The sequence below is a fragment of the Stenotrophomonas nematodicola genome (assembly GCF_009467805.1).
Classification (GTDB): domain Bacteria; phylum Pseudomonadota; class Gammaproteobacteria; order Xanthomonadales; family Xanthomonadaceae; genus Stenotrophomonas; species Stenotrophomonas nematodicola.
The window spans coordinates 184470-209561 of record NZ_WIAY01000003.1 but is presented as its reverse complement, the minus strand read 5'-3'; the positions used below and the strand labels follow the sequence as shown (position 1 = coordinate 209561).

14 protein-coding genes are annotated in these 25092 nt (G+C 70.1%); 13 read left to right on the top strand and 1 reads right to left on the bottom strand.

The annotated features are described in order from the left end of the window. Positions 1–20: 20 nt before the first annotated feature. A complete protein-coding gene (locus GDJ08_RS11770) occupies positions 21–2126 on the bottom strand; it encodes a glycosyl hydrolase family 18 protein (RefSeq protein ID WP_153164923.1) in 2106 nt (701 codons plus the stop codon). Between the two features lie 289 nt (positions 2127–2415). Here GDJ08_RS11770 and purL point away from each other — a divergent pair, with 289 nt between their 5' ends. From purL to GDJ08_RS11705, 13 genes are all read left to right on the top strand, one after another. After that, positions 2416–6345: a phosphoribosylformylglycinamidine synthase gene (purL, locus tag GDJ08_RS11765; protein ID WP_037591298.1), complete on the top strand. Its 3930-nt coding sequence runs from the start codon at positions 2416–2418 to the stop codon at positions 6343–6345. A gap of 447 nt (positions 6346–6792) precedes the next feature. Further along, positions 6793–14370, top strand: coding sequence for an ESPR-type extended signal peptide-containing protein (locus GDJ08_RS11760; RefSeq protein ID WP_153164922.1), 7578 nt, complete (start codon positions 6793–6795; stop codon positions 14368–14370). Positions 14371–14528: 158 nt separating this feature from the next. Further along, entirely contained in the window at positions 14529–16388 is a 1860-nt protein-coding gene (locus tag GDJ08_RS11755) for a S8 family peptidase (protein WP_153165012.1), read from the top strand. A gap of 123 nt (positions 16389–16511) precedes the next feature. After that, positions 16512–18239 (top strand): type II secretion system ATPase GspE, encoded by a 1728-nt coding sequence (gene gspE, locus GDJ08_RS11750; protein WP_136003618.1) that lies wholly within the window; start codon positions 16512–16514, stop codon positions 18237–18239. A 37-nt stretch (positions 18240–18276) separates the two neighbouring features. Continuing rightward, positions 18277–19497: a type II secretion system protein XpsF gene (gene xpsF / locus GDJ08_RS11745; RefSeq protein ID WP_017357536.1), complete on the top strand. Its 1221-nt coding sequence runs from the start codon at positions 18277–18279 to the stop codon at positions 19495–19497. Between the two features lie 47 nt (positions 19498–19544). Further along, positions 19545–19973 carry a type II secretion system major pseudopilin GspG gene (gspG, locus tag GDJ08_RS11740; protein WP_017357535.1) on the top strand — a complete coding sequence of 143 codons (429 nt, stop codon included), beginning with the start codon at positions 19545–19547 and terminating at the stop codon, positions 19971–19973. After that, positions 19973–20473: a type II secretion system protein XpsH gene (gene xpsH, locus GDJ08_RS11735; protein WP_153165011.1), complete on the top strand. Its 501-nt coding sequence runs from the start codon at positions 19973–19975 to the stop codon at positions 20471–20473. The genes gspG and xpsH overlap by 1 nt, the downstream gene beginning before the upstream one ends. Continuing rightward, positions 20470–20898, top strand: a complete 429-nt coding sequence (xpsI, locus tag GDJ08_RS11730; RefSeq protein ID WP_017357533.1) for a type II secretion system protein XpsI — start codon at positions 20470–20472, stop codon at positions 20896–20898. The genes xpsH and xpsI overlap by 4 nt, the downstream gene beginning before the upstream one ends. Then, positions 20895–21536 carry a prepilin-type N-terminal cleavage/methylation domain-containing protein gene (locus GDJ08_RS11725; RefSeq protein WP_153164921.1) on the top strand — a complete coding sequence of 214 codons (642 nt, stop codon included), beginning with the start codon at positions 20895–20897 and terminating at the stop codon, positions 21534–21536. The genes xpsI and GDJ08_RS11725 overlap by 4 nt, the downstream gene beginning before the upstream one ends. Then, a complete protein-coding gene (locus GDJ08_RS11720) occupies positions 21533–22399 on the top strand; it encodes a type II secretion system minor pseudopilin (RefSeq protein ID WP_017357531.1) in 867 nt (288 codons plus the stop codon). The genes GDJ08_RS11725 and GDJ08_RS11720 overlap by 4 nt, the downstream gene beginning before the upstream one ends. Next, the gene (locus GDJ08_RS11715) at positions 22396–23556 is read left to right on the top strand and encodes a PilN domain-containing protein (RefSeq protein ID WP_153164920.1); all 1161 of its coding nucleotides are present in this window, start codon (positions 22396–22398) and stop codon (positions 23554–23556) included. The genes GDJ08_RS11720 and GDJ08_RS11715 overlap by 4 nt, the downstream gene beginning before the upstream one ends. After that, positions 23531–24289, top strand: coding sequence for a type II secretion system protein GspM (gspM, locus tag GDJ08_RS11710; RefSeq protein ID WP_153164919.1), 759 nt, complete (start codon positions 23531–23533; stop codon positions 24287–24289). The genes GDJ08_RS11715 and gspM overlap by 26 nt, the downstream gene beginning before the upstream one ends. Continuing rightward, positions 24279–25085 (top strand): general secretion pathway protein GspN, encoded by an 807-nt coding sequence (locus GDJ08_RS11705; RefSeq protein ID WP_153164918.1) that lies wholly within the window; start codon positions 24279–24281, stop codon positions 25083–25085. The genes gspM and GDJ08_RS11705 overlap by 11 nt, the downstream gene beginning before the upstream one ends. Positions 25086–25092 lie beyond the last annotated feature (7 nt).

Sequence of the window (25092 nt, the reverse complement as noted above, 5' to 3'; positions counted from 1 at the left end):
GAGGGTCGGCCGGCGACCGGTCAGTTCAGGCCGTCGCTGATCGCCTTGGTCAGCGTGCCCTGCGCGTCATCGCCGCTGAACTCCCAGAAGAACGCGCCGCCCAGGCCCTGGGCCTTCACGTAGCCCATCTTCTCGGTGACCATCGCCGGGGTGTCCACGCTCCAGAACGTGGTGCCGTTGGAGATCCACGTGGCCTTGGCCGTGGTGTCGGTATAGACCGGCCAGGCAAGGTTCTTGAGCACCTTCCAGTCTTCGATCCCGGCTTCGTACGTGCCCGGTGCCGCGCCGCTGGCGCTGCGGTACAGGCCGTTGTTGCCGCTGGCCACGCCGGTCCAGCCGCGCCCGTAGTAGCCGATGCCCAGGTTCAGCTTGCTGGCCGGTACGCCGCGGCTGATGAAGGCCTCCATCGCATCGTTGCTGTTGTAGAACTTCTGGTCGCCCGTGGAGGGGTCGGCCGGCGAGTCGAACAGCGCCGAGTGATGGTTGGTCTGCGGGTCCCATGCGCCGTGGAAGTCGTAGGTCATCACGTTGATGAAGTCCAGGTACGGGTGGAACGCGGCCGGATCGGTCACCCGGATCTTGTCGATACCCGCGCCCACCGCCACGGTCAGCAGCAGCCCCGGCCGCACCGCGTCGAGCTGACGGCGGAACTCGGCCAGCAGTGCCGTGTAGTTGGCGTTGTCGGCCGGCGTGCCGCAGCTCAGCCCGCAGGCCACCGGGTACTCCCAGTCGATGTCGATGCCATCGAACACACCGGCGGCCGCGCCCACCCCACCGGCACCGTCGGTGACCGGCAGGTTGCCCTTGATGTAGGCATCGATGCACGAGGCCACGAAGGCCTGGCGGTTGGCCGGCTGCGCCGCGCTGGAGAAGCCGCGCGACCAGGTCCAGCCACCGAGCGAGATCAGCACCTTCACGTTCGGGTGCTTGGCCTTGAGCTGCTTGAGCTGGTTCCAGTTGCCGCGCAGCGGCTGGTCCCACGTATCGGCGCTGCCGCTGACACTCTCGCCGGCGCCGAAGGCCTTGGTGTAGTCGGCGAAGGCATCGCCCCCCACGCCGGTGTTCGGATCGGAGGCCTGGGTGACGCCCACTTCGCAGCGGTTGTTGCGCACGTTGCCGAAGGCGTAGTTGATGTGCGTCAGCCTGGCCGCCGCACCGCTGGTGTCGATGTTCCTGACCCGGTAGTTGCGCCCGTAGATGCCCCACTGGGTGAAGTAGCCGATCACCCGCTTGGTGCCGCCGCCACCGCCGCCGGCCGCCGTGGTCACGCTGATCGATGCGCTCTGCGCCGAGGCGTTGCCGGCGTTGTCGCGTGCGCGGACCGTGTAGGTGTAGGCCGTGCTCGCCGTCAGGCCGCCGTCGGTGTACTGGGTGGCGCTGGGCGAACCCACCAGACCGCCGTTGCGGTACACGTCGTAGCCGGCCACGCCGCTGCCGCCGCTGTTGTCGGTGGCTGCGTTCCAGGTCAGGTTGACCGTGGTGGCCGTTTTCGATGGCGATGCCAGGCCGCCGGGCACGCTGGGCGGGGTGGTGTCGTTGCTGGCGGCGGTGACGGTCACGCTGACCGTGGTCGAGGAGGTGACCGCATTGGAGTTGTCGGTGGCCACGGCCTTGAGGGTGTGGCTGCCGGCCGCTGCATTGGTCCAGGTCACGCTGTACGGCGCGCTGGTGTCGATGCCCAGCGAGGTGCCGCCGCGGAAGAACTCGACCTTGCTGATGCTGCCGTCGCTGTCACTCGCATTGGCGCTGACGGTGATGCTGCTGCCGGCGCTGAAGCTGGCGCCATTGGCCGGCGAGGTCAGGCTGACGCTCGGCGGCTGGTTGCCGCCGCTGCCGTCGCAGGTGCCCAGGTTGGTGTAGTAGGGCGCGCCGGCCGGGTGATCCGGCGGGGCGTTCCAGATGTCCTGGTTGGCCCGGTACAGCACGCCGCCCTTCTGCAGGGTGGACCCGGCCAGGTAGATGGCGGCCGGGTTCCATTCCGGCACGCCGGTACAGCTGGCGGCCTGGGCCAGGGTCGGCGCGCCGGCGGCGGCGGCCAGGGCCAGCACCAGCAGCCAGCGGGCATGGCCACGTCGGGCCGGGGGAGATATCGATGTCACTGCACTGCGCACTATCGGGTCCTGCATGGGAATTCTCCGATCAGGTGGTGGGCGCATGGCGCCGGGTTGGCGCCATGCGTGCAGCAGTCCGGGGCCGGTGAGAGAGGCCGGCGACAGCAGTGGGGGCGGACGGAGCCCCGGCCGGAAGGCGCCCGGCCAGGTGGTGATAACGTTGTCATGCATTCGGCCGACAATCCGTGAACCAGTGCATGGTTCAGCCGTGAAGACGCAGGGGGCTGCTCCCCCGGCCGGGCGGGTTCCGGCGGTGGACTTGGGTACAATAGTGGGCCCCGTCTCCAACCACGGTTCCCCGGACATGATGGTCCTCGAGGGCGCATCCGCCCTTTCGCCGTTCCGCCGCGAACGTCTTGAATCCCGCCTGCAGTCCCTCGCCGCCTCCCTGCGCATCGCCGGTGCCTGGCATGTCTACTTCATCCAGACCGAGGGCGATGCCGCCCCGGACCCGGCGATCCTGAGCCGGATCCTGGAAGCCCAGCCGACGCTGGCCGGGCAGGAAGAGGGGGCCGTTACCCGCTTCGTCGTGCCACGCCTGGGGACGTTGTCGCCCTGGTCGAGCAAGGCCACCGAGCTGGTCCGCGGTGCCGGGCAGCCGATCCGCCGCGTCGAGCGCGGCCTGCGCATCGATCTGGTCGGCTGGCCGGCCGACGCGGCCACGGCCGAGGCGGTGGCGCGCGTGCTGCACGACCCGATGACCCAGTCGGTGCTGGACAGCGCCGATCAGGCCCAGGCGCTGTTCACCGCGCCCGCCCGGGGTGAGCTGGAGCGCATCGCGCTGGATGACCTGGAAGCGGCCAACCGCCGCCTCGGGCTGGCGATGGCCCAGGACGAGATCGACTACCTGCGCGAGCGCTTCGGTGCGCTTGGCCGCAGCCCGTCGGACGTGGAACTGATGATGTTCGCGCAGGCCAACTCGGAGCACTGCCGGCACAAGATCTTCAATGCCAGCTGGACCATCGACGGTGCCGACCAGCCCCACTCGCTGTTCCGCATGATCAAGAACACCCACCAGCAGACCCCGCAGCACACGTTGAGCGCGTACAGCGACAACGCCGCGGTGGTCGCCGGCTTCCCCGCCGCGCGCTACCGTCCGGACCCGGCCACGGGCGAGTACCGCAGCGAAGCGGTGGTCGATTCGGCGTTCTGCATCAAGGTGGAAACGCACAACCACCCGACCGCGATCGCGCCCTTCCCGGGCGCGTCCACCGGCGCCGGCGGCGAAATCCGCGACGAGGGCGCCACCGGCCGCGGCGGCAAGCCCAAGGCCGGCCTGACCGGCTTCTCGGTCTCGCACCTGCGCATTCCGACCCTGCCGCAACCGTGGGAAGCGCCGCGCGCGCTGAACCCGCGCATGGCCCCGGCGCTGGACATCATGCTGGACGGCCCGCTCGGCGGCGCCGCGTTCAACAACGAGTTCGGCCGTCCCAACCTGCTTGGCTACTTCCGCAGCTTCGAGCTGCCCGAAGGCGAGGGCCTGACCCGCGCCTACGACAAGCCGATCATGCTGGCCGGTGGCCTCGGTGCCATCGACCAGGTCCAGGTCGAAAAGCTCAGGCTGCAGCCGGGCGACGCGGTGATCGTGCTCGGCGGTCCGGCGATGCTGATCGGCCTGGGCGGTGGTGCCGCCAGTTCGGTGGCCTCGGGCGAAAGTGCCGAAGACCTCGACTTCGCCAGCGTGCAGCGCGACAACCCGGAAATGGAACGCCGCTGCCAGGAAGTGATCGACCGCTGCGTCGCGCTGGGCCTGGACAATCCGATCCGCTGGTTCCATGACGTCGGCGCCGGTGGTCTCTCCAACGCGATTCCCGAACTGCTGCACGACTCGGGCGTGGGCGGCGTGATCGACCTGGGCAAGGTGCCCACCGACGACCCGTCGCTGTCGCCGATGCAGCTGTGGTGCAACGAATCGCAGGAGCGCTACGTGCTTGGCGTGCCGCAGGCGCGCCTGGCCGAGTTCGCCGCGCTGTGCGCGCGTGAGCGCTGCCCGTTCGCCGCCGTTGGCGTGGCGACCGCCGAAGAACGCCTGGTGGTGGCCTACGGCGCGACCGTGGACAACATCCCGGCCGACGCGCCGATCGACCTGCCGATGGACGTGCTGTTCGGCAAGGCGCCGAAGATGCACCGCGATACCGTTCACCCGGCGCCGCCGCGCTGGCCGGCGCTGAAGACCGCCGGGCTGGACCTGCATGACGCCGGCCTGCGCGTACTCGCGCATCCGTCGGTGGCGTCCAAGAACTTCCTGGTCACCATCGGCGACCGCAGCGTTGGCGGCCTGACCGCGCGCGAGCAGATGATCGGTCCGTGGCAGCTGCCGCTGGCCAACGTCGCCATCACCCTGGCCGGGTTCGACACCGTGGCCGGCGAAGCGATGGCGATCGGTGAGCGCACCCCGCTGGCGCTGCTGGACGCGGCCGCGTCGGCACGCATGGCGGTGGGCGAAGCCATCACCAACCTGTGCGCCGCTCCGGTGGACGCGCTGGAGACGGTGAAGCTGTCGGCCAACTGGATGGCTGCGGCCGGCCACAACGGCGAAGACGCGCTGCTGTACGACGCCGTGCGTGCGGTGGGCATGGAGCTGTGCCCGCAGCTGGACCTGAGCATTCCGGTCGGCAAGGACTCGCTGTCCATGCAGGCGCAGTGGCACGACGCCGGTACCGCGCACAAGTCGGTCTCGCCGGTTTCGCTGGTGATCTCCGCGTTCGCGCCGGTGGCCGACGCCACCACCCAGCTGACCCCGCTGCTGGACCGCGATGCCGACAGCGAGCTGTGGCTGATCGGCCTGGGCGCCGGCAAACAGCGTCTGGGCGGGTCGATCCTGGCCCAGGTGCATGCCGACCACAGCGCGCTGCCCGCGTTCGCCGGTGCCGTACCGGACCTGGACGATCCGCAGCGCCTGCGTGCGTTCTTCGAGCTGATCCGTGACGCGCGCCAGGCCGGCCTGCTGCTGGCCTACCACGACCGCAGCGATGGCGGCGCATTCGCCGCGCTGTGCGAAATGGCCTTTGCTTCGCGTCTGGGCATGGACATCACCCTGGATGCCTGGGGCGATGATCCGTTCCGCAGCCTGTTCAACGAAGAACTCGGTGCGGTGGTGCAGATCGCCAAGGAAGACCGCGCCGCGTTCGCCGATCTGGTCGAGCGCCATGCGCTGACCGAATGCGCGCAGCGCATCGCACGGCCGACCACCGCGCCGGTGGTGCGGGTGTCGCTGCAGGGCGAAAGCCTGGTCGAGTGGCGCTGGGAAGCACTGTTCGATGCCTGGTGGTCGGTGACCCACGCCATGCAGAAGCTGCGCGACAACCCGGACAACGCCGACCAGGAGCGTGCGGTCGCGCGCAGCTTCACCGCGCCGGGCCTGAAGCCGAAGCTGACCTTCGACCTCAACGAGGATGTGGCGTCGCCGTACCGGGATGCACCCGTGTCGCGGGCGCAGGAGGGGCAGGAGCGGCGCATCAACATCGGCGCGCGTCCGCGCGTGGCGGTGCTGCGCGAGCAGGGCGTCAATGGCCAGATTGAAATGGCCAACGTCTTCGAACGTGCCGGTTTCCGCACCTTCGACGTACACATGAGCGACCTGATCGAAGGCCGCGTCGCGCTGTCGGACTTCACCGGGCTGGTTGCCTGTGGTGGCTTCAGCTACGGCGACGTGCTCGGTGCGGGCCGCGGCTGGGCCACCTCGGTGCTGGAGCGCACGGCGCTTCGTGATGCGTTCGCGGCGTTCTTCGCGCGGCAGGACAGCTTCGCGCTGGGTGTGTGCAACGGTTGCCAGATGATGAGCCAGCTCAAGGACATCATCCCGGGTGCCGAGCATTGGCCGCAGTTCCGCCGCAACCGCAGTGAGCAGTTCGAAGCGCGCACCGCCCTGCTGGAAGTGGTGGAATCGCCCTCGATCCTGCTGCGTGGCATGGCCGGCTCGCGCCTGCCGGTGGCCGTGGCGCATGGCGAAGGCCAGGCGGTGTTCGCCTCCGCCGTGGACCAGGCGGCCGCCCGCGTCGCGCTGCGTTACGTGGACGGCGATGGCAATGTGGCCAGCCAGTACCCGCTCAACCCGAACGGGTCGCCGGACGGCATCACCGGCCTGACCACCACCGACGGCCGCGTCACCATCATGATGCCGCACCCCGAGCGCACGCCGCGCGCGGTGAATCTGAGCTGGCATCCGGCCGAGTGGACCGGCGACTCGCCGTGGCTGCGGATGTTCCGCAACGCACGCGTATGGTGCGGATGATCAACCCTACTGTTGCGAATGGTTGCACTGTGAAAGTCGCATGAAGAAAGTCGCCGGTATCACCGGCGACTTTTTTTTGCGCCGCGATTTTCATCGCTGGCAATGAGTTACAGCGCGTTACATGGCCGAAATCCGTTTTCACGTGGTTTCACGCTGTTATAACGAAATAACCGAGTATCGCGTCGAAAATGTGACGAAACACACGGTCATATGTTTTTCCACGTCAATGTCTTGACGGATTCGGCACGGTAAGTTAACACTGCATTCTCATTTCGACAGCGTTCAGTCAGCAGTAACCGCACGGAAAGCGAGCAACGCTGTACGTCTCTGCCTGCCGTTCGGCATAACGCAGTAAATCAAGCGAAAACGCCCCCAGGGGACGTTGGGCCACGCGGCCCGGCGTTGGCGTCGCTTTGCCTAAAACCAGCCTAATCAGGAGCCGTATCGATGAATCGGATTTATCGCAAGGTCTGGAACAAAGCACTGGGGCAGATGGTCGTCGCCTCGGAATTGGCCAGCAGCCAGTCCCCGGGGGGAGTCATCGATCAGCGCCGATCCACTGGCGGCCGCAACGCCACGTTGCTGTCGGCCGCCATCGCCTTGACGTTTGGCCTCGGCGCGGCTGTTGTCACGCCAACCGCCCGTGCGCAGTCGGTTGAAGTGGGGGGCAACGCGAACTGCGTGGTGCTCAACAGCAAGATCCTCGACAGCTGCGTGGTCGACGGCAGCGCCAGCGCCACCGGCACCAATGCGGTGGCCATCGGCAGCAGCAGCACCGCGTCGGCGGCCAACAGCGTGGCGCTGGGCGCCGGCTCGCGCGCCAACCGCGCCAACACGGTGTCGGTCGGCGATGCCGGCAAGGAGCGCCAGGTCACCAACGTCGCGGCCGGCACCGCCGCCACCGATGCGGTGAACAAGGCGCAGCTGGACAAGGTCGCGGTCGCCGCCGAAGGCGCGACCCGTTACTTCAAGGCCGATGGTGACGGCGACGACACCGATGCGGCCCGTATCGATGGCGAGGGTGCGCTGGCGGCTGGCGCCAGTGCCACTGCAGAAGGCGACGGAGCAACCGCGTTGGGGCGCGGCAGCCAGGCGCTGGCCAATGCGACCACGGCCGTGGGCAGTGACGCGATCGCCGCCGGCCTCGGTGGCAGCGCCTTCGGTCAGAACGCACTGGCCTTGGGCGATGCGAGCACCGCCGTGGGGCAGAGTGCGGTCGCTGTCGGCCTCGGCGACGTCGCGCTCGGCGCGTCGGCCGTCGCGGCCAGCGAAAACGGCGCGGCGACCGCCATCGGCGGCCTGGCCGAAGCCAGTGCCGATGGCGCGACCGCTGTCGGTGGTGGCGCGCTCGCCATCGGCCTGGGCAGCACCTCGCTTGGCCGCGGTGCCGGCAGCGGCGGCGAAGCCTCCGTGGCGGTCGGCGCGTTCAGCGTGGCCGTCGGCGATTTCAGCGCCACCCTCGGCGCCAACTCCGCCGCCGTTGCGGTCGGCAGCGTGGCGCTCGGTGCCGGCTCCTACGCCGACCGCGTGGACACGGTGTCGGTCGGCAATGCCGACAACGGCCTGCGCCGGCAGATCACCAATCTTGCCGAAGGCACCGAAGCCACCGATGCGGTGAACAAGGCCCAGCTGGATGAAGTGGGCGCGGTGGCCGCCACCACCGACAAGTACTTCCAGGCCAGTGGCAGCGCCGACAGCGATGCCGGTGCGTATGTCGATGGCGACAACGCCACGGCAATCGGCGAAGCATCCAATGCACTCGGCAACGGCGCCACCGCACTGGGCAGCGGCGCCACGGCCGTGGCGCAGAACGCCACGGCGGTCGGCTACAACGCCGTGGCCAGCGGCCAGAACAGCGCGGCCTTCGGCAACAACGCACAGGCCAACGGCCCGGGCAGCGTGGCCGTCGGCGGTGCAGCAGTGGACGCCGACGGCAATCCGCTGATCACCAGTGGGGGCGTGCCGGTGGATACCGGCGCCACCAGCGCCGGCGTCGGTGGCACGGCCGTCGGTGCCAGCGCCGAAGCATCCGGGTTCGCAGCCTCGTCCTACGGTGTCGGCGCATACGCAGGCGGTGCGCAATCGTCGGCGTTCGGTGCGGTCGCCAATGCGACCGGTGACTATTCCACGGCGGTCGGCACGCAGAGCGTGGCCACCGGCGCGAGCAGTACCGCCATCGGCGGTCCGGCCGATCTGCTGCCGGGGCTGGGCTTCTTCGTGCAGACCCAGGCCAGCGGCGAAGCCGCCACGGCCGTCGGTGCCGGCGCCATCGCCAGCGGCGATTACGCGGTCGCCAACGGCACCCTGAGCGAAGCATCGGGCACCGAAGCGACGGCGGTCGGCTACTTTGCCTATGCACCGGGCGAGGGAGCCTCGGCGCTGGGCGCGGAAAGCTGGGCCAGCGGCGACCTGAGCACCGCCGTGGGCTTCTACAGCACCGCGCGCGGCGCCAACAGCGTGGCGCTGGGGGCAAACTCCACCGCCACCCGCGACAACACCGTTTCGGTGGGCGATGTCGGCAACGAGCGGCAGATCACCCACGTGGCCGCCGGTACCGAGGCGACCGACGCCGTCAACAAGGCGCAGCTCGATGGCGTGGCGCAGGTCGCCAACGTCACCGCCAACCGCTTCAAGGCCAACGCCTCCGACGGCAGTGACGTGGGTGCCTTCGCCGACGGCGATGGCGCGCTGGCCGCCGGCGAAGCGAGCAACGCGCTCGGTGCCGGTGCCGCTGCGCTGGGCAACGGCGCCAGCGCGGTGGGCGATGACACGGTGGCCGTCGGTCGCAACGTGGCCGCCAACGGCAACGGCAGCGTCGCCATCGGTGGGCTCGGGCAGGCGTACGACGCGTACAACCAGCCGCTGGTCGATGCCGACGGCAACGCGGTCCTGGTCGGCACCACGGCCGTCGCGGACGCGGTTGCGGTGGGAGCCGGTGCACAGGCCACCGGTGCACTGAGCAATGCCTTCGGCAGCGGCGCGCAGGCCACGGGCGACAACAGCCTGGCTGGCGGCTACAAAGCCCGCGCGACCGGCGACTACAGCGTCGCTCAGGGCGACAACGCCTTCGCCAGCGGTGAGGAATCCACCGCGACCGGCGCCTATGCGTGGGCAACGGCAGACGGCGCGACCGCCTTCGGTGCGAGTGCGTGGGCCACCGAAGCCAATGCCACGGCCGTGGGCCAGTCGGCCTGGGCCAGCGGCACCGGTTCCACCTCCATCGGCTACAACAGCTGGGCACGCGGCAGCAGTGCCACCGCGCTCGGGCGTGGTGCGTTCGGCTATGGCGACAACAGCGTCGCGGTCGGCTTCCAGGCGTTGGGCAACAGCATCAACAGCATTGCCATCGGCACCAACGTGGTGGCCGGCGGCGAGAGCGCGATCGGCATCGGTGCCGGCAGCGCGGCCAGTGCCAGCAATGCGGTCGCGCTCGGTGCCGGCTCGGTGGCCGATCGTGCGTACACGGTGTCGGTGGGCAGCGATGCACGCCAGCGCCAGATCACCCAGGTGGCCGCCGGTACCGAAGGCACCGACGCGGTCAATCTGGACCAGTTGAACGCGGCAACCGACCAGTTCCAGGCCAGCGGTGATGGCGTGGCGGTGGCCGGTGGTGAAGAGAGCGTGGCCGCCGGTGCCAACGCCGCCACCGATGGCGACTACGCCACGGCCGTGGGCTCCAGCAGCTACGCCGGCGCTGACGGCGCCTCCGCGCTGGGCAGTGGTGCGTTCGCATTGGCCAACAATGCCAGCGCGGTCGGCTTCAATGCGCTGGCCAGTGCGGCCAACGCGGTTGCGGTGGGTGCCAACGCGCAGGCCACCGGCGAGTACGCCACCGCCAGCGGTGCCGAAAGCGAAGCCTCCGGCGAGCAGAGCACCGCCACCGGTGCGGCCAGCATCGCCTCCGGTGCCGGTAGTCTCGCCGGCGGTGCGCTGTCCGAAGCGGCCGGTGAAGAATCGGTGGCGCTGGGCTACTTCAGCACCGCCAGTGGCGAGGGTGCCACTGCGGTCGGTGCGGAGAGCGTGGTCAGCGGTACGCTCGCGGCCGGCTACGGCTTCGCCTCCGAAGCCACCGCCAACTACGCCACCGCGATTGGTGGCTATGCCGTCGCCTCGGCCTTCAATGCCACCGCGCTCGGCAGCTTCGCGCAGGCCACCGGCTCCAACAGCGTGGCTGTGGGTGGCGATGCCGAAGCCTCCGGCGCCTACAGCACCGCCACCGGCCAGGGCAGCCTGGCCAGCGGCACCAACAGCGTGGCCGTCGGTGGCGCCCTGTTCGGTCTGCTGCCCACCGAGGCCTCCGGCAACTATTCCACTGCCGTCGGTGGTGGGGCGTGGTCGCCGGGTGTGAACAGCACGGCATTGGGCAATGCAGCCACCTCCAGCGGCGCCAACAGCGTTGCCCTCGGCGCCGACTCCATCGCCGACCGCGACGATACCGTGTCGGTCGGCAGCGCCGACGCGCAGCGCCAGATCACCAACGTGGCTGCCGGCACGCAGGACACCGATGCGGTCAACGTGGCGCAACTGAAGGAGGTGGCAGCGGTGGCCGAAACCACCAGCATGTACTTCCAGGCCAGTGGCAGCGACGACAGCGATGCCGGTGCACTGGTCGACGGCGACAACGCGCTGGCGGCCGGTGAAGCGGCCAACGCCATCGGTGACGGCACCACCGCGCTCGGCAGCGGAGCCAATGCGCTGGCGGACAACGCCACCGCGATCGGTGTCGATGCTCTGGCGACCGGCGCAGGTGCCTCGGCCATCGGCAGCAATGCCCAGGCCACCGGCGAAAACAGCGTGGCGGTGGGTACCGGTGCCAGCGCCAGCGAGCTGGGTGCCAGTGCGATCGGCACTGCGGCACAGGCCTCCGGCGCCTACAGCACCGCCACCGGCGCCGAGTCGATCGCCAGCGGCCAGCAGGCCACCGCCACCGGCTTCCGCAGCAGCGCCAGCGATGCCGGCGCCACCGCCTACGGCAGCTACAGCGAAGCCAGCGGGCGTCTGTCGGCGGCACTGGGCTACGGCGCCATCGCCTCCAGCAACCTGGCCACGGCGGTCGGCACCTCGGCGACCGCGTCCGGTGCCAGCGCGGTCGCGCTCGGCGAATCCAGCGAGGCTACCGGCGATGAAAGCGTGGCCATCGGCGGCTCGACCTTCTACGGTCTGCTGCCGGCACGCGCGTCGGGTACGGGGGCGGCGGCCTTTGGTGCCGGCGCATGGGCCACCGACGACTACGCCACCGCGATCGGCTGGAATGCATGGGCCGATGCGGCCAGCGCCACCGCGCTGGGTGAAAGCGCAGTGGCCAGTGGCGTCAACAGCGTCGCCCTGGGCGCCGGGTCGACCGCAGACCGCGACAATACCGTCTCGGTGGGCACGGCCACCGCGCAGCGTCAGATCACCAACGTGGCGGCGGGTACCGAAGGCACCGACGCGGTCAATCTGGACCAGTTGAATGCCGTGGCCGATGTGGCCGAGGAAACCAACCGGTACTTCAAGGCGTCGGGCAGCGGCAACGGCGATGATGTCGGCAGCTATGTCGACGGTGCCTACGCCACGGCGGCAGGTGAGGCGGCCAACGCCTTCGGCACCGGCGCATCGGCATACGGCAGCGGCGCGCTGGCGTCCGGTCGCAACGCGTCGGCCTCGGGCTTCAACGCGTCGGCCACGGCCGATTCGGCCACCGCGATCGGTGGTGCGCTGTACTACGAGGACGCCAATGGCAACGTGGTGCTCGACCAGGCCACCAGTGCCAGCGGTATCGGCGCCACCGCACTGGGCGCCGGTGCACAGGCAGAGGGCGTGTTCAGCACCGCCACGGGTGCGGCCGCCACCTCGGCCGGGCTGCAGTCGGCCGCGTTCGGCTTCAGCGCCGAGGCGGGCAGCGACTACAGCACCGCCGTGGGCGCCTTCAGTGCCGCCACCGGCGTGCGTACCACCGCGCTCGGTTACGGTGCCGAGGCCAGCGGCGACTACGCTGCCGCGCTGGGCTGGGGCAGTGCCGCGTCGGGCAGCTATGCCAACGCGATCGGCTACGCGTCGCAGGCCAGCGGCGCCAACAGCCTGGCCGCCGGCGCCAACGCCTGGGCCACTGCCGCGCAGAGCACGGCGGTGGGGCAGCTGGCGTGGGCGACCTCGGCCGGTTCCACCGCACTGGGCCAGGACAGCTATGCCTACAGCGGCATCAATGCCACCGCGCTGGGCAAGAGCGCCTCGGCCAGCGGCGAAGGCAGCGTCGCGCTTGGCGCCGGTGCACGGACCAGCGAGGCCAACGTGGTCTCGGTCGGCGGCGGCAACGGCACCACCGGTCCGGCAACCCGCCGCATCACCAACGTGGGTGCGGGCGTCAACGCTACCGATGCGGTCAACAAGTCGCAGCTGGACAGCGTGGCCGCCACTGCCGATGCGGTAGGCAAGCACTTCCAGGCCAGCGGCAGCGGCGTCGCCACGGCGAGCGGCACCGACGCACTCGCCGCCGGTGCCGGTGCGACCGCCAGCGCGACCCGCAGCAGTGCGCTGGGTACCGCTGCGGTGGCGTCGGCCACCGGAGCCACCGCGATCGGCGCCGATGCATCCGCACGCGGCACCAACAGCACGGTGATCGGCCGCCAGGCCTCCACCAATGCGACCAACGGCGTGGCCATCGGCAACGGTGCCTTCGCCAGCAACGGTGCCAACAGCATCGCCATCGGCTCTGCGGCGGGCGTGTCCGGCGCCAACGCGGTCGCGCTGGGTGCCGGTTCGCGCGCGGTGGAAGCCAACGTGGTCTCGGTGGGCGGCGGCAACGGTACCGATGGTCCGGCCACGCGCCGGATCGTCAACGTCGGCGCCGGTCGCATCGCCGAGGGCAGCACCGATGCGGTTACCGGCGGGCAGCTCAACACCACCAACCAGCGCGTGGGCGCGGTGGAAACCCGCGTGGGCGATATCGACACCCGCATCGGCTCGGTGGAGAACGTGGCGGCCAATGCGCTCACCTATGACGACAGCAACCGCGACACGTTGACCCTGTCCGGTCTGCAGGGCACCACGCTGGAGAACGTGGGCAACGGCTCGATCGCGTCCGGCAGCCGCCAGGCGATCAACGGCGGCCAGCTGTTCCAGTCGTTGAGCGATGCTGCCAGCTTCCTCGGCGGCGGTGCCAGTGTGGGCATGCAGGGCGTGTTCGTGGCGCCCAACTACGTGATCCAGGGCGCCAGCTACGCCAACGTCGGCGATGCATTGGGTGCGCTCGACCGCAAGGTCACCGAGCTTGACCAGCGCATGGCCGGCAGTGGCGGCACGGCACGGGCACGCGGTGCCGGTGCCACGGTGGCCAGCGCCAGTCTGGCCACCGTGGAAACGGCCGTACCGCTGTCCAGTGATACGGCGCTGGCCGACGTGCAGGGCACGCCGACCGCCGCCAGCGTGGGCGGCAGCCAGGCTTACGTGGCACCGTCCGCCGCCGCCTCGTCTGCCGTGAACGCGGTGGCGATGGGCGAGGGCGCGGTTGCCAGCGGGGCCGCGTCCACCGCGATCGGTCAGGGGGCGTCGGCGACCGCAGCCAACTCGGTGGCGCTGGGCCAGGGCTCGGTCGCCGACCGCGCCGACACGGTCTCGGTTGGTGCCACCGGCAACGAACGCCAGGTCACCCATGTCGCGGCCGGTACCCAGGCCACCGACGCGGTCAACAAGGGCCAGCTCGACGGTGGCATCGCCAGCGCCAACAGCTACACCGACCAGCGTTTCACCACGATGGCCGACAGCTTTGACATCTACAAGGGCGAGATCGACCAGCGCCTCCGTCACCAGGATCGCCGCATCGACCGCCAGGGCGCGATGAGCGCGGCGATGCTCAACATGGCCACCAGTGCCGCCGGCGTACGCACGCAGAACCGCGTCGGTGTCGGCATCGGGTTCCAGGGCGGCGAATCGGCGCTGTCGCTGGGCTACCAGCGCGCCATCAGCGAGCGCGCCACGGTCACCCTGGGCGGTGCGTTCAGCAGCGATGACAGCTCGGTCGGCGTGGGTGCCGGCTTCGGCTGGTAAGCGTGTGGACGGGGCGGCACCGGCAGGGTGTCGCCCCGGGAAATGCAAGGCCTGAGGGGGCGGGTCACGGGAACCCTGGCCAGGGCCGGCCAGTGGTTTTCGCATGGAGTGTTGGCCTGAACAGTCGTTTGATCCATGACCTTGAAGAGGACTTCAACGTGATCAGTAAGCAGAACCTTCGCATCAACGTACTGGCAGCCGCGCTGCTGTCGATGTCGGTCGGCACCGGTGCCGCGTTTGCCGGCACCCTTCGCGCCGAAGAGCCGGTACGCGCGGCCACTGTCGCGCAGCAGGTCAGCGACGGCATCATCATCAAGTACCGCAGCGGCACCGCTGCTGCGTCCGACCGCTCGGCCAAGCTGCAGGTGGTGCATTCGGCGCTGTCGCGGGCGAGCCTCAACGGTGGCACCGTGCGCGCCAACGCGCTCAGCCCGCAGGTGGTGCGCACGCTCGGTGTGGGTGCCGACCTGATCCGCCTGCAGAGCCGGCTCGGCGGCGCCGAACTGCAGAAGGTACTGGCCGAACTGTCGGCCGATCCCTCGGTGCAGTACGCCGTGGCCGACGTGCTGATGCAGCGCGCCGACCTGCGCGCCAAGGCCGACCCCACCCCGCAACTGGTGCCCAACGACCAGTACTACCAGCAGTACCAGTGGCATTTCCACAACGCCGTGGGCGGCATCAACGCACCGGCCGCCTGGGACGTGTCCCAGGGTGAGGGCGTGGTGGTGGCGGTGATCGATACCGGCATCGTGCCCAACCATGTGGACTTCACCGGCAATCTGCTGGAGGGCTACGACTTCATCAGCAACGCGGCGCGCTCGCGTCGCCCCACCAATGACCGCGTGCCCGGCGCCCTGGACTACGGCGACTGGGTGGAAAACGACAACGAGTGCTACCAGGGCTCGCTTGCCGATGACAGCTCCTGGCACGGCACGCACGTGGCCGGTACCGTGGCCGAAGCGACCAACAACGGCATCGGCATGGCCGGTGTCGCGTACAAGTCCAAGGTGCTGCCGGTACGCGTGCTCGGCAAGTGTGGTGGCAGCCTGTCGGATATCGCCGATGCGATCACCTGGGCGTCCGGCGGCACCGTGGCCGGCATTCCGGCCAACCCCAACCCGGCCGAAATCATCAATATGAGCCTGGGCGGCGGTGGCGCGTGCGATCCGGTCTACCAGGCCGCGATCAACGGTGCGGTGCAGCGCGGCACGGTGGTGATCGTGGCGGCAGGCAACGACGGCGGCCCGGTGGCCAACGCACGTCCGGCCAACTGCAACAACGTGGTGGCCGTCGGTGCCACCCGCATCACCGGTGGCATCACCTACTACTCCAATTACGGCCCGGCAGTGGATCTGTCCGCACCGGGTGGCGGCGGCAGCGTCGACGGCAACCCGGGCGGCTTCGTCTGGCAGGCCGTGTCCAGCAGCACCACCTCGCCGGATCTGGGCACCTCCACCTACGGTGGCAAGGGCGGCACCTCGATGTCCTCGCCGCACGTGGCCGCCGTGGCCGCGCTGGTGCAGAGCGCCTTGATCGCCAACAACCGCGACCCGCTGACCCCGGCGGCGATGGAGACCCTGCTCAAGGAGACGGCCCGTCCGTTCCCGGTCAGCATTCCGGCGTCCACCCCGATCGGCACCGGCATCCTCGATGCCAAGGCCGCGCTGGACAAGGCGCTGGAAGAGCCGTGCACCGAGGACTGCGGCCCGACCGCGACGCCGCTGACCAACAAGGTGGCGGTGGGCGGCCTGAGCGGCGCCGGTGGCAGCGAAGTGCTCTACAGCTTCGAGGCCCAGGCCGGCAAGGTGCTCAGCCTGCTGACCTACGGTGGCAGCGGCAACGTGTCGGTGTACGTCAGCCAGGGCAAGGAACCGACCGCGACGGCCTACGACGCCAAGTCGACCCGTCCGGGCAACAGTGAAACCGTGCGCTTCACCGCGCCGGTGGCGGGCAGGTACTACATCAAGCTGGTCGGCGAGTCCGCGTTCAGCGGCGTGAGCATCGTCGCCAACCAGTAAGCGTATCGCCCTGCTGCGGGAGTCCGTCTTGTGACGGGCTCCCGCTTTTGCATTCCGCACCGGGGAATCCCGCGTAGGATCGCGACGAACTGCTAAAGTCGCAGGGGTTGCCAGGAGAGCTTCGTGAACGCGGTTGCCCACGATCCCACTGCCGAATCCGCAGCGGAAACACGACTAGTCGACGTATTGCTGCAGAAGGGGCGCCTGAAGGAAGGCGACCTCGCGCGCGCGCGTCCGTTGCACCGTGAATCCGGCGGCAGCCTGCTGCAGCTGCTGGTGCGGCTGGGTCTGGTGTCCGAGCGCGACCATGCCCAGACCAGCAGCGAGGTGCTGGGGCTGCCGTTGCTGGATGCCAAGGCGGTTCCGGAAAGCCCGCCCGAGGCCCTGCTCGAAACGCTGCCGCTGTCGCTGCGTTTTCTCAAACAGTTTCACGTCTGCCCGCTGGCGCTGCAGGACGGCGTGCTCGACCTGTGGGTCTCCGACCCGCAGGACCCGTACGCCGCCGAGGCGGTGCAGCTGGCCACCTCGGTTCCGGTGCGCCTGCACGTGGGGCTGCGCTCGGAGATCGACGATCTGATCGAACGCTGGTTCGGCCAGGGCCGCAGCGCGATGGGCGCGATCATCGAGACCGCTGACGGCGAAGGCGCTGCGGTGGACGACATCGAACATCTTCGCGACCTGGCCTCCGAAGCGCCGGTGATCCGCCTGGTGAACCTGGTGATCCAACGCGCGGTGGAACTGCGCGCCTCGGACATCCACATCGAACCGTTCGAGAACCGCCTGAAGGTGCGCTATCGCGTCGACGGTGTGCTGATCGACGGCGAAAGTCCGCCGGCCAATCTGACCGCGGCGGTGATCAGCCGCGTCAAAATCATGGCCCGGTTGAACATTGCCGAACGCCGCCTGCCGCAGGACGGCCGCATCATGCTGCGCGTGCAGGGCAAAGAGCTGGACCTGCGCGTGAGCACGGTCCCCACCGCGCACGGCGAGAGCGTGGTGATGCGCCTGCTCGACCGGGACACGGTGGTGTTCGACTTCCAGCGCCTCGGCTTCACCGACGCCTTCCTGCCGCAGTTCCGCCGGGTGCTGGAACAGCCGCATGGCATCCTGCTGGTTACCGGCCCGACCGGATCGGGCAAGACCACCACGCTGTACACCGCGCTGAGCCAGCTGAACACCGCCGACGTCAAGATCATCACCGTCGAAGACCCGGTGGAATACCAGATCGAAGGCATCAACCAGATCCAGGCCAAGCCGCAGATCGGGTTGGATTTCGCCAACGCCCTGCGCAGCATCGTGCGCCAGGATCCGGACATCATCATGATCGGCGAAATGCGCGATCTGGAAACGGCGCGCATCGCCATCCAGTCCGCGCTCACCGGCCACCTGGTGCTGTCCACGCTGCATACCAACAACGCCGCCGGTGGCATCACCCGCCTGCTCGACATGGGCGTGGAGGATTATCTGCTGACGTCCACCATCAACGGCATCCTCGCCCAGCGCCTGGTGCGCCGCCTGGAGCCGTCGCATGCGCTGCGCTATCCGGCCTCGCCGGAGGAGATCGAGAAGTTCGGCCTGCGCCGCCTGCAGCCGCAGGGCGAGATCTTCCTGTACCGCGCGCAGCCGTCGGCGGCAGCGCCCACCGGTTACCTGGGGCGCACCACGATCATGGAGTTCCTGGTGATGAACGACGAACTGCGGCGTGCGGTGATGCGGCGTGCCGGCATGGGCGAGATCGAGCAGATCGCACGCGCCGCCGGCATGCGCACCATGTATGAAGATGGCCTGTCCAAGGCGCTGCAGGGCCACACCACCCTTGAGGAAGTGCTGCGCGTGACGGAGGAATCCTGATGCGCCGCGCGTGCCGGCAGCGGAGCGGCGGCTGAGCATGCCCCAGTACCGCTACAAGGCGCTCAACGCCCACGGTGAGCTGTTCGACGGGCAGATGGAGGCCGCCAGCCAAGCCGAGGTCGCCGCGCGGCTGCAGGACCAGGGCCACGTGCCGATGGAAGCGCGGCTGGCCAGCGACGGCGTGGCCAGCGCATCGTCGTGGGCCACGCTGCTGCGGCGCAAACCGTTCGACGGCGCCGCGCTGGTGCAGTTCACCCAGCAGCTGGCCACGCTGCTCGGCGCGGGCCAGCCGCTGGATCGCGCGCTGACCATCCTGCTGGAGCTGCCCGAGGACGAGCGCAGCCGCCGGGTGATCACCGAGATCCGCGACATCGTGCGTGGGGGTGCCGCGCTGTCCACCGCACTGGAACGCCAGCACGGCCTGTTCTCGCGGCTGTACATCAACATGGTGCGCGCCGGTGAGGCCGGCGGCAGCCTGCACGACACCCTGCAGCGCCTGTCGGACTACCTCGAACGCAGCGCCGAGCTGAAAGGCCGGGTGATCAACGCGCTGATCTATCCGGCGATCCTGCTGGCCGTGGTCGGCGGCGCGCTGCTGTTCCTGCTCGGTTATGTGGTGCCGCAGTTTGCCACCATGTACGAAAGCCTGGACGTGGCCTTGCCCTGGTTCACCCAGTGGGTGCTGGCGGCCGGCACGGTGGTGCGTGAAGGCTGGATCGCAGTGATCGTGGTCCCGGCGCTGGTGGCGCTGGTGATCGAGCGCAAACTGCGCCAGCCGGCGTTCCGCCTGGCGCTGGATGGCTGGCTGCTGCAGCGCCGCGGCATCGGCGCGCTGGTGGCCAAGCTGGAGACCGCGCGGCTGGCACGCACCCTCGGCACGCTGCTGCGCAATGGTGTGCCGCTGCTGTCCGGCCTGGGCATCGCCCGCAACGTGCTGGGCAACCGCGCGCTGGCGGCCGACGTGGACGCGGCCAGCGAGGAGGTCAAGAACGGCAACGGCCTGTCCGCCTCGCTGGCGCGCGGCAAGCGCTTCCCACGTCTGGCCCTGCAGATGATCCAGGTCGGCGAGGAATCCGGCGCGCTGGATACCATGCTGCTCAAGACCGCCGACACGTTCGAACAGGAAAGCGCACGCGCGATCGACCGCCTGCTGTCGGCGCTGGTACCGGTGATCACCCTGGTGCTGGCCTCGGTGGTCGGGCTGGTGATCGTGGCCGTGCTGGTGCCGCTGTACGACCTCACCAACGCCATCGGCTGAGCGCCGCCGGCCCATCCCCGACCGACCCGATCCAAGGAGCCCACTGCATGCAACGCCGCCTGATCCGCTTCTCCTCGCCGCGCAACCAGTCGGGCATGAGCCTGCTGGAAATCATCATCGTCATCGTGCTGATCGGCGCGGTGCTCACCCTGGTCGGCAGTCGCGTTCTCGGCGGCGCCGACCGCGGCAAGGCCAACATCGCCAAGGCCCAGGTGCAGACCGTGGCCGGCAAGATCGAGAACTACCAGCTGGACACCGGCAAGCTGCCGGCCAAGCTCGACGACCTGGTCACCCAGCCCGGCGGCAGCAGCGGCTGGCTCGGCCCGTACGCCAAGCCGGCCGATCTCAACGATCCGTGGGGCCACGCGCTGGAGTACCGCGTGCCCGGCGAAGGCCAGCCGTTCGAGCTGATCAGCCTCGGCAAGGACGGCAAGGTCGGCGGCAGCAGCTACGACGCGGACATCCGTTACGAGTGATCGAGGCGGCCGCCCCGCACCCGCCGCGCCACCACCGCGCTGCCCCGCGGACGGGCGCGCGTGGCCTGTCGCTGCTGGAAATGCTGCTGGTGGTGGCCCTGATCGCGGTAATCGGGCTGATCACCGCCAGTGGCATGCGGGGGGGCATCGACGGCATGCGGCTGCGCAACGCCGGCAAGGAAATGGCCAACCAGCTGCGCTACACCCGGACCCAGGCGATCGCCACCGGTGAGCAGCAGCGCTTCGTGGTGGACCCGAAGGCGCGTACCTGGACCGCCGCCAATGGCCGCCACGGCACCCTGCCGGCGACGCTGGAGGTCCAGGTCAGTGCGGCGCGCGAAGTCGCCCCCGGGCCCGGCCAGGCCGCCATCGCGTTCTATCCCGATGGCGGCGCCAGCGGGGGACGGATCGCATTGAGCGCGCGCGATGCGGTGTGGGACATCCAGGTGGGCTGGATCACCGGCGAGGTGCGCTCGGGCATGCGGCGGGACCGTCCATGAAGCGCCAGCGCGGCTATTCGCTGCTGGAAGTGATCGTCGCGTTCGCGCTGCTGGCGCTGGCGTTGACCCTGCTGCTGGGCAGCCTGTCCGGCGCGTCGCGACAGGTCGGCCAGTCCGATCTGCGGACCCGCGCGGTACTGCATGCGCAGTCGCTGCTCGAGGCCACCGGCATCGACGCGCCGCTGCAACCGGGGCAGACCCGCGGTGAGTGGGAGGACGGCCGCTACCGCTGGCAACTGCAGGTGGAGCCGTTCGTGGACGCGCGTGGCGATACCGCGCCGTCGGTCATCGACCCCGCTGCGCCGCGCCTGGCCCGGATCACCCTGCAGGTGCGCTGGGGCGACGGTGGCGGCGAGACGCTGCAGTGGCGCAGTCTGCGCCTGCTGCCGCCGGCAACGGCCGCAGTGCCGGGGGCACCCCGATGAGGCCGCTGGCGGTTCACACCCGCGCAGGGTTCACCCTGATCGAAGTGCTGCTGGCCACCGCACTGCTGGTGGGCGGGCTGGCCCTGGCGTTCGCTACGATCCGCTCGGCGATGGCGATCAGCCAACGGGGCGAAGCGGTGGCCGCGCACAACGAGCGCATGCGGGCGGTCGAAGGGTTCCTGCGGCGCCGCCTGGCAATGGCCACGCGCACCGCCACCACGCCGCCGGACCCGACCCGCGAGCCGGTCTACTTCGCCGGTGACGCGCAGCACATGCTGTTCGTGTCCGAACTGCCGGGCTATCTCGGCCGCGGCGGGCCGTATGTGCACGAACTCGCGCTGCGCCCCGATGGCCGCAATCAGCGGCTGGACCTGACGCTCACCCTGGTGCAGAACGGCGAGCGCATCGAGGAAACCCCGCCGCGCGCCCCCGAACTGCTCGTCGATGGCCTGCGGGGCGTGCACTTCCGCTATCGCGGCATCGACCCGCGCACCGGCGACGTCGGCGCCTGGCAGGACCGGTGGGACGATACCCGGCGCCTGCCGCTGCTGGTGTCCATCGATGTGCAGCCGGCACAGGGGCCGGCCTGGCCCACGCTGGTGGTGGCGTTGTCGCAGCAGCAGGCCGCGCGCCCATGACGCGGCGCATGCGGGGGGCCGCGCTGGTACTGGTGCTGTGGCTGATCGCGCTGCTGACGGCCGTGGTGGGCGCGTACGCGCTTACCGCCCGGGTGGAGCATCTTCAGCAACGCGTGGTCGGCGATGACGCAATCGGCCAGGAGCATGCGCGGGCGGGCCTGGAATACGCGCTGCACCGCCTGCAGCCCACCGCCACGCAGCCGGCGTGGGTACCCGATGGCCGGCGCTACCGGTGGCAGTTCGACGAACGCCGTATCGACCTGCGTATCGTCGATGAGAACGGCAAGATCAATCTCAACCTTGCCGATGCGGCGTTGTTGTCCGGCTTCCTGCGCGCGCTGGGTGAACCGCCGCCACGTGCCCAGCAGTTGGCCGGGGCGATCCTGGACTGGCGCGACGCCGACAACCTAAAGCAACCCGGCGGCGGCGCCGAAACGGCGGACTACCGGGCAGCCGGGCTGCCGTATGGCGCGCGCAATGCGCGCTTTGACAGCCTGGGCGAACTGCAGCGGGTGCTCGGCATGGATGCGGCGCTGTATGCGCGCATGGAGCCGATGCTGACGCTGTACAGCCGCCAGTCGCGGCCGGACCCTCGCTTCGCCGCCGGTCCGGTATTGAGCGCGCTGGGGCTGGATGCCGAGCGGCTGCTGGCCGAACGCGAGCGTGCGCAGGCGGCGGTCGAAGCCGGTGTTCCTGTCGCACCGCTTGCCAGCGGCGGCGGCACCTATAGTATCGAGAGCCGCGCCACGGACGCGCGGGGCCGTGTTTCGGTGTTGCGCGCCGTCGTGCGGATGGGGTCGGCGGGTACGCCGGGAAGGGTCTACACAGTGTTTCGCTGGGAACAGGGAATGGCAGCACGATGACGGCATGGCGTGACAGTCTGGTGCGGGCGCAGGGGCAGATGGCGCCGGGTGTGGGCCGTGGCCTGCGCTGGTGGCGGCGTTCGCTGCTGGCGTGGTTGCCGGCGCGCTGGCAGTGGGCGCTGGGCTGGTCGCGCTCGCGCCTGCTGCTGTCCGTGCAGGCGGGGCAGGTGCGCCTGATGCAGGAAACCGGCGCGATGATCGGCCCGGTCGTGGACGTGCCGCTCTCGACGTCGCCCACTGCGCTGGACAGTCTCCTCGACGCACGCCTGCGTACCCTGCCGCGGCATTGGCTGCTGCCGGCCTCGGCGGTGCTGCGGCGGCCACTGCGGCTGCCGGCGGCCGCGGCCGAGCGGCTGCACGACGTGGTGCGTTTCGAGATCGACCGGCAGACGCCGTTCGATGCAAGCCAGGTCGCCTTCGACGTACGCGAGCTCGGCGTGCTCGACGACGGCCAGCTCCAGGTCGAACTGGTGGTGGTGCCGCTGCAGGCGCTGGCGCAGTGGGCGCAGCAGTACGGCGCGTGGTCGCAGGGGCTGGCCGGACTGGATGCGGTCGATGCAGCCGGCGTGCCGCTCGGCGTGAACCTGCTGCCGCCGGCACAGCGCCAGGCCACGCGCGATCCGATGCGGCGCTGGAACCTGCTGCTGGGCGCGGCCAGCGTGCTGCTGCTGGTACTTGCTGGCCTGCAGCTGCTGGACAACCGCCAGGCGGCGGCCGAGCGCCTGCGGGCGCAGGTCGATGCAGCGGCGCGCGACGCCCGCCAGGTGGCGGCCGAACGCCAGCAGCTGCAGTCGCTGGTGGACGGTGCGGCGTTCCTGGAACAACAGCGCGGGCGCCATGCCAGCAGCGTGGAAATCTGGAACGAGCTGACCCGGCTGCTGCCCGACGGAACCTATCTGGAGAAGCTGTCCATCGAAGGCAACACGCTGCAGTTGATCGGGCTCAGCCGTGAAGCCTCGCAGCTGGTGCCGCTGCTGCAGGTGTCGCCGTTGTGGCGCAAGGTCAACCTGACCGGTGTGCTGCAGGCCGACGGTGGCGCCGCCGGCCGCGACCGCTTCACGTTGACCGCCGAGCTGCAGCCACTGCCGGGCCAGGGCACCGCCTCCACCCCGTCAACGTCGGAGGGTGCCGATGGCGCAACCAACGACACGCCGTGACCGCTGGCTGGCGCTGGCACTGCTGATCGCGGTGATCGGCGTGGCCTACCTGCTGCTGGTGCACCCGTGGTTTACCCAGCCGCTGCGCGCCATCGATGCCGACATTGCCGGGCTGCAGGAGCGCCAGCAACGCGTGCAGGCCCAGCTGCAGCAGCGCACACAGGTGGCGCAGGGCCTGGCGCAGGCACGCGCGGCGCTGCAGGGACGCCCCGGTTTCCTGCGCGAGGCCACCGCCGAATCCGCCGCCGCCGCGCTCTCCACCCGCCTGCAGGATGCGGTTGCTTCGGCCAGCCCGGGCAATCGCAGCTGCACGATCAGCAACCGCTCACCCCTGCCTGATACCACGCCGGATGCGCGCTTTGCACGGGTGGCGCTGCAGGTGCGGCTGCGCTGCGGCATACCGGAAATGGCGGCGGTGCTGCACACCCTGGAAACCGGCACGCCGCGTCTGTTCGTCGACAATCTCAACCTGCTCGCGCAGCGCTTCCAGCAGTCGCCCAGCGAAACCGGGACGGGGCTGGACGTGTCGTTCGAGCTGGTGGGGTATCTGGACGACACCGCGACCGATGGCATCGCGCAGGCGCCCGTTGCGGCCGACGCCGCCGGTGCCGCGGCATCCGCCGCAGCGGTCGCCGCGCCGTCGATGGGGGATGCGATGGCCATGCCCGCCGCACCGATGGACGCGGACGGTGGCGACGCGGTGCCGGATGAGGAGGGCGCGCATGAAAATTGACGTAGCGCCCCTGCGCACCTGGTGGTTGGCTGCGGTACTGGCCTGGGCTGCGGCGATCTGGCTGGCGACCCTGTTCGGGCTGGGCGGTCGCCTGGGTCCGGCGCCGCCGCCCGGACGCGCCGCCGCCGCGCTGCCGGTCCTGCCGCCTGCGGCCCCCGAGCGCATGGCCACGGCCGCGAGCTACGCCGACATCGGCACGCGCCCGTTGTTTGCCGAAGACCGTACCCCCCGGCCCTACCTGCTGGGCGGCAGCGAACCGGGTGCGGCCAGCACGGTCAGTCTGACCGGCGTGCTGCTCACCGACAGTTTCGCGATGGCCATTCTCACCACCGACCAGCACCAGTCGTTGCGCCTGCGCCTCAATGGCGATGCTGTCAACGGCTGGCAGCTGCTGGCGCTGGAGCCGCGTCGTGCCACTGTCGCCGGCCCCGGCGGCACCCAGGTACTGGAGCTGCCGGTGTTCAACGGGCAGGGCGGCGAGCCGCCCACCGTGCTCGGCAACCCCACGCCCGGTGGAGGCGTGCCGCCAGCTGGTCAGCCGATGCCCGCGCTTCCACCACCGGCGTCGGCGGCGGCCCAGGCCCGGCCGACCAATGGCCCGTCACCCGCCGCGGTGGCGCGGCCGGTCGCACCGGCACCCGCGCCGGCACCGGCGCAGAACGAAGGCCCCAGCGAAGAACAGATGAGTGCGATCCGCGAGCGCATCCAGGCGCGCCGCCAGCAACTGCAGCAACAGCAGCAACAACAACAGTCGTCGCAGCGACCGCCCGCGGGCGGCTCCGGCCAAAACCCTTAGAGTGAAA

What these genes read in the sequence shown, in the direction of transcription:
- GDJ08_RS11770 (WP_153164923.1), bottom strand. Translation starts at nt 2,126, where the DNA reads ATGCAGGACCCGATAGTGCGCAGTGCAGTGACATCGATATCTCCCCCG.
- purL (WP_037591298.1), top strand. Translation starts at nt 2,416, where the DNA reads ATGATGGTCCTCGAGGGCGCATCCGCCCTTTCGCCGTTCCGCCGCGAA.
- GDJ08_RS11760 (WP_153164922.1), top strand. Translation starts at nt 6,793, where the DNA reads ATGAATCGGATTTATCGCAAGGTCTGGAACAAAGCACTGGGGCAGATG.
- xpsF (WP_017357536.1), top strand. Translation starts at nt 18,277, where the DNA reads ATGCCCCAGTACCGCTACAAGGCGCTCAACGCCCACGGTGAGCTGTTC.
- gspG (WP_017357535.1), top strand. Translation starts at nt 19,545, where the DNA reads ATGCAACGCCGCCTGATCCGCTTCTCCTCGCCGCGCAACCAGTCGGGC.
- xpsI (WP_017357533.1), top strand. Translation starts at nt 20,470, where the DNA reads ATGAAGCGCCAGCGCGGCTATTCGCTGCTGGAAGTGATCGTCGCGTTC.
- GDJ08_RS11725 (WP_153164921.1), top strand. Translation starts at nt 20,895, where the DNA reads ATGAGGCCGCTGGCGGTTCACACCCGCGCAGGGTTCACCCTGATCGAA.
- GDJ08_RS11720 (WP_017357531.1), top strand. Translation starts at nt 21,533, where the DNA reads ATGACGCGGCGCATGCGGGGGGCCGCGCTGGTACTGGTGCTGTGGCTG.
- GDJ08_RS11715 (WP_153164920.1), top strand. Translation starts at nt 22,396, where the DNA reads ATGACGGCATGGCGTGACAGTCTGGTGCGGGCGCAGGGGCAGATGGCG.
- gspM (WP_153164919.1), top strand. Translation starts at nt 23,531, where the DNA reads ATGGCGCAACCAACGACACGCCGTGACCGCTGGCTGGCGCTGGCACTG.
- GDJ08_RS11705 (WP_153164918.1), top strand. Translation starts at nt 24,279, where the DNA reads ATGAAAATTGACGTAGCGCCCCTGCGCACCTGGTGGTTGGCTGCGGTA.